The organism is Terriglobales bacterium, from assembly GCA_035624475.1.
In the GTDB taxonomy this organism is placed as follows: Bacteria; Acidobacteriota; Terriglobia; order Terriglobales; family Acidobacteriaceae; genus DASPRL01.
In genome coordinates, this window is record DASPRL010000345.1 from 1 (window position 1) to 3,816 (window position 3,816).

Below are 3,816 nucleotides of genomic sequence, written 5' to 3' on the forward strand. Positions count from 1 at the left end.
GAAGCCCGCCTGGTCGAAGTTGAGGCCGGCGTCGCGCACCGCGTCCTGGATGAAGTCGAGCGGCAGCCCGAAGGTCTCGTAAAGATGGAAGGCATCCTGCCCGCTGAAGCGATAGGTGGTGGGGAGGACCGGCAGCAAATCGGCGGCCAGCTCCTTGCCCACGATCTCGCGCGCGGCCTGGCGCCGCGCTTCCTCCGAGGCCGTGGGCAGCAGGTCCTGCCAACGGTTCACCACCACGTCCTGGATCCTCAGGACCTGCTCATTGTCGACGCCTCGTTCTTTCGCGAACTTGCCCGCGGCGCGCTCGATGGCCGCGCGCCAGCCTTCCTCGATGGCCTCTTCCAGTTCGGCCAGTCCGACGTTCACCGTGTGGGCGAAGCGCTTCTCTTCGCTGCGCACGACCGCCGCCACGCGCTCGGCCGAGTCTGCCAGCTCGGGGTAGGCATCCTTCATCAGGTCGCGGACGGCGAAGACCATCTCGGCGAGGAAGGGCTTCTCCTGTCCCAGCAGCCGCCCGTGGCGGATGGCGCGGCGCATGATCTTCCTGAGCACGTACCCGCGGCCCTCGTTCGAGGGCACCACGCCGTCGGACACGAGGAAGGTCGTCGCGCGGGCGTGGTCGGCGATCACTCGCAGCGAGGCCGCGCCCCGGCTCCCCGACTCCTTCTGCAACTCCTTTTCCAGCGACACCCCGGTCAATTCCGCCGCCCGCTTCATCAAGGGGACGAAGAAGTCGGTGTCGTAGTTCGAGACTTTATCTTGCAGCACGGCGGCCAATCGCTCCAGCCCGGCGCCCGTATCCACGCAGGGCTTGGGGAGAGGCTCAAGTTCGAAGTTCGAATAGGTCGTCTGGCCGGTCTTGACATCTATCGTCTGCGACGCTGTCCGGTTGTACTGCATGAAGACCAGGTTCCAGATCTCGATGTAGCGGCCGCACTCGCAGCCGAACTGGCAGTCGGTGTGCCCCTGGTCCGAGGCCGCGGGGCCCATGTCGTAGTGCAGCTCCGAGCAGGGCCCGCAGGGCCCGGTGTCGCCCATCTGCCAGAAGTTGTCCTTCAGGCCGAACTCGAAGATGCGGTCCTTCGCCACGCCCTGCTCGATCCAGAAGCCGTAGGCCTCCTGGTCGCGCGGCACGCCCGCCTCGCCCTGGAAGATAGTGGCGAAGAGCTTCTCCTTGGGGATGCCGTACCAGTCTTTGGAGGTGACCAGTTCCCAGGCGAAGGCGATGGCCTCGCGCTTGAAGTAGTCGCCGAACGAGAAGTTGCCCAGCATCTCGAAAAAGGTGTGGTGTCGGTTCGTGAAGCCCACGTTCTCCAGGTCGTTGTGCTTGCCTCCGGCGCGCACGCACTTCTGCGAGGAGCAGGCGCGCGCGTAGCTGCGCTTCTCCAGCCCCAGGAAGACGTCCTTGAACTGGTTCATGCCGGCGTTGGTGAACAGCAGCGTGGGATCGTTCACCGGCACCAGCGAGGAGGAATGCACGCGCTGGTGCCCGCGCTCGGCGAAGTAGCGCAGGAACATCTCGCGGATCTCGGAGCCGCTCAGCATGGGGATTCCGCCGTCATTCTAGCAGGGCAGGCGAGGCGACGGCCCTTCCTGCTGACGTCTGAGGTCAGAGGTCTGACGTCTGTCCTTGTGAGATACTGGCTCGTTCTCACCGAGGAGCGATCATGCGCATCCTTCCCGCGACGCGAACTCTTTCCATTCTCCTGCTGTTAGTGACGCTGGGCGGCCCCGCGGCCGTGGCCGGGCCTCCCCAGGCGCAGCCTGCCGCGCCCAGTCCTGAGCTGCAGGCCCTGATGGACCAGGCCCTGGGGCGCTCGGGGCTGAAGTACCGCAAGGTGCAGGACCGCTTCTGGTTCGCCACCTGCGACTCCAAGCTGGTGGCCGATTGCCAGATCCTGATGACGGCCACGCCCGACATCCTGGTGATGGGCGTGGTCATCAAGAAGAAGGACGCTCTCAGCCCCACGCCGGAGATGCTCACCGGGCTGTTGCGCCTGAACCACGACCTGGAGCGGGTGAAGGTGGGCATCGACGAGGACGGCGACCTCTTCGAGCGGGTGGAGGTGACCACCAAGGGCCTGGACGTGGACGAGATCCTCACCGACCTGAAGGCCGTCCAGGACGCCATCGAGCCCACCGCCCGGGCCGCCCAGTAGCCTCGCTCCCAAGTCACCCAGCGATGTGATGAATGGGCTGGCACGCTCCCGCACCCGGGAGCATACTCTTCGGCAGTGGCCCGCCCGGCGCGGGCCGCGGGAGGCTCCCATGGGCGACGACAAGAAGCCGGGCCTGGACCGTCGTGACTTCCTGAAGATGGGCGGCAGCGCCACCGCCGCGCTGCTGGCCGGGGCCGCGCTGCCCAGCGGCGCATTGGCCGCTCCGCCGCTGCCCTTCAATCCCGCCACCCCGGCCTCGCTGCCCACCCGCAACCTGGGCAAGACCGGCTACCGCGTGGGCCTCTTCAGCCTGGGCGGGCAGGCCGCCATCGAGCAGCCCAACAACCAAGAGGTGGCCGTGGCCATCGTGGAGCGCGCGCTCGACCTGGGCGTGAACTACCTCGACACCGCCGCCATGTACGGCCGCGGCGTCAGCCAGGGCTACATCGGCCAGGTCATGAAGCGCCGCCGCCAGGAGACCTTCCTCGCCACCAAGACCCACGACCGCAGCCGCGACGGCTCGCTGCGCCTGCTCGATCAGTCCCTCAGCCTGCTGCAGACCGACCACGTGGACCTGTGGCAGCTCCACCACCTGGACAGCATGGACGACATCGAGCGCATCTTCGCCAAGGGTGGCGCCATCGAAGCCATGCAGCAGGCCCGCGAGCAGAAGCAAGTGCGCTTCCTGGGCATCACCGGGCACACCGACCCCGAGGTGCTGATGGAGGCCATCCGCCGCTTCCCCTTCGACAACATCCTGATGGCGGTGAACGCCGCCGATCCTCACCACCTCAGCTTCCGCGAGAAGCTGCTGCCGCTGGCGGTGGAGCGGGGCATGGGCATCGTGGGCATGAAGATCCCGGCGCGCGGGCGCATCCTGGCCTCGCCCGCCACCGCCACCACCCCCTACAAGTTCCCCGAAGGAATGAAGCCGGGGACGCTGGCCATGGGCGAGGCGCTCTACTACGTGCTCTCCCTGCCGGTCTCGACCGTCATCATCGGCTGCGACACCGTAGCGCAGCTCGAGGAGAACGTGGCGCTGGCGCGCGCCTTCACGCCTCTGAACGAGAGCCAGATGGCGGCGCTGGCCGCCAAGACCGAGCCCATCGCCCGGCAGGCGCTGTTCTTCCGGAGATGGGCCTAGGGGATTGCAGATTTCAGATTGTAGATTGAAGATTCAAGAATGGGTCGTAATGCGACACTCAATCTGCAATCTCAAATCTGAAATCTGAAATCGGTTTGCGCTAGCATAGAGGGATGCGAAATCTGGGATTGCTTCTTCTGCTCGCTTCCGCCCTCACCTTCGCACAGGCACCGCCGCCCCAGCCTCCCACCGAGATCTCGGCCGACCTGGGCTCCTGCAGCGTCGACTTCCACGTCACCGACCTCGCCGGCAATGGGCTCTACGACGCCAAGATCCACACCCTGATCCGCTACGGCTTCTGGAGCAAGCGCAAGCTGGAATTGGAGGTGGGCACTACCGCCGCTGGCAGAGCTCGCTTCGTCAAGTTGCCCGAGCAGATCAAGAAACCCATGGTCTTCGACATCCGCTACCAGGACCAGAAGGTGACCCAGAGCTACGACCCGGCCGTCGACTGCCACGCGCAGTACGACATTCCACTGAAGGTGGACGGGAAGAATGCAAAATGAAGAATGG

At 65.9% G+C, this 3,816-nt stretch carries 4 protein-coding genes; 3 read left to right on the forward strand and 1 reads right to left on the reverse strand.

Translation table 11 applies throughout. From position 1 onward, the window contains the following. On the reverse strand, window positions 1-1,551 hold a 1,551-nt coding region (alaS, locus tag VEG08_13635; protein ID HXZ29029.1), incomplete at its 3' end, for an alanine--tRNA ligase. Between the two features lie 116 nt (window positions 1,552-1,667). On the opposite strand from alaS, the gene VEG08_13640 reads away from it, so the two are divergent. From VEG08_13640 to VEG08_13650, 3 genes are all read left to right on the forward strand, one after another. Further along, a complete protein-coding gene (locus tag VEG08_13640) occupies window positions 1,668-2,159 on the forward strand; it encodes a hypothetical protein (GenBank protein HXZ29030.1) in 492 nt (163 codons plus the stop codon). 109 nt (window positions 2,160-2,268) lie between these two features. After that, entirely contained in the window at window positions 2,269-3,303 is a 1,035-nt protein-coding gene (locus tag VEG08_13645; protein ID HXZ29031.1) for an aldo/keto reductase, read from the forward strand. Window positions 3,304-3,416: 113 nt separating this feature from the next. Continuing rightward, on the forward strand, window positions 3,417-3,809 hold the full coding sequence (locus tag VEG08_13650) for a hypothetical protein (protein HXZ29032.1): 393 nt from the start codon (window positions 3,417-3,419) through the stop codon (window positions 3,807-3,809). The last annotated feature ends 7 nt before the right edge of the window (window positions 3,810-3,816 follow it).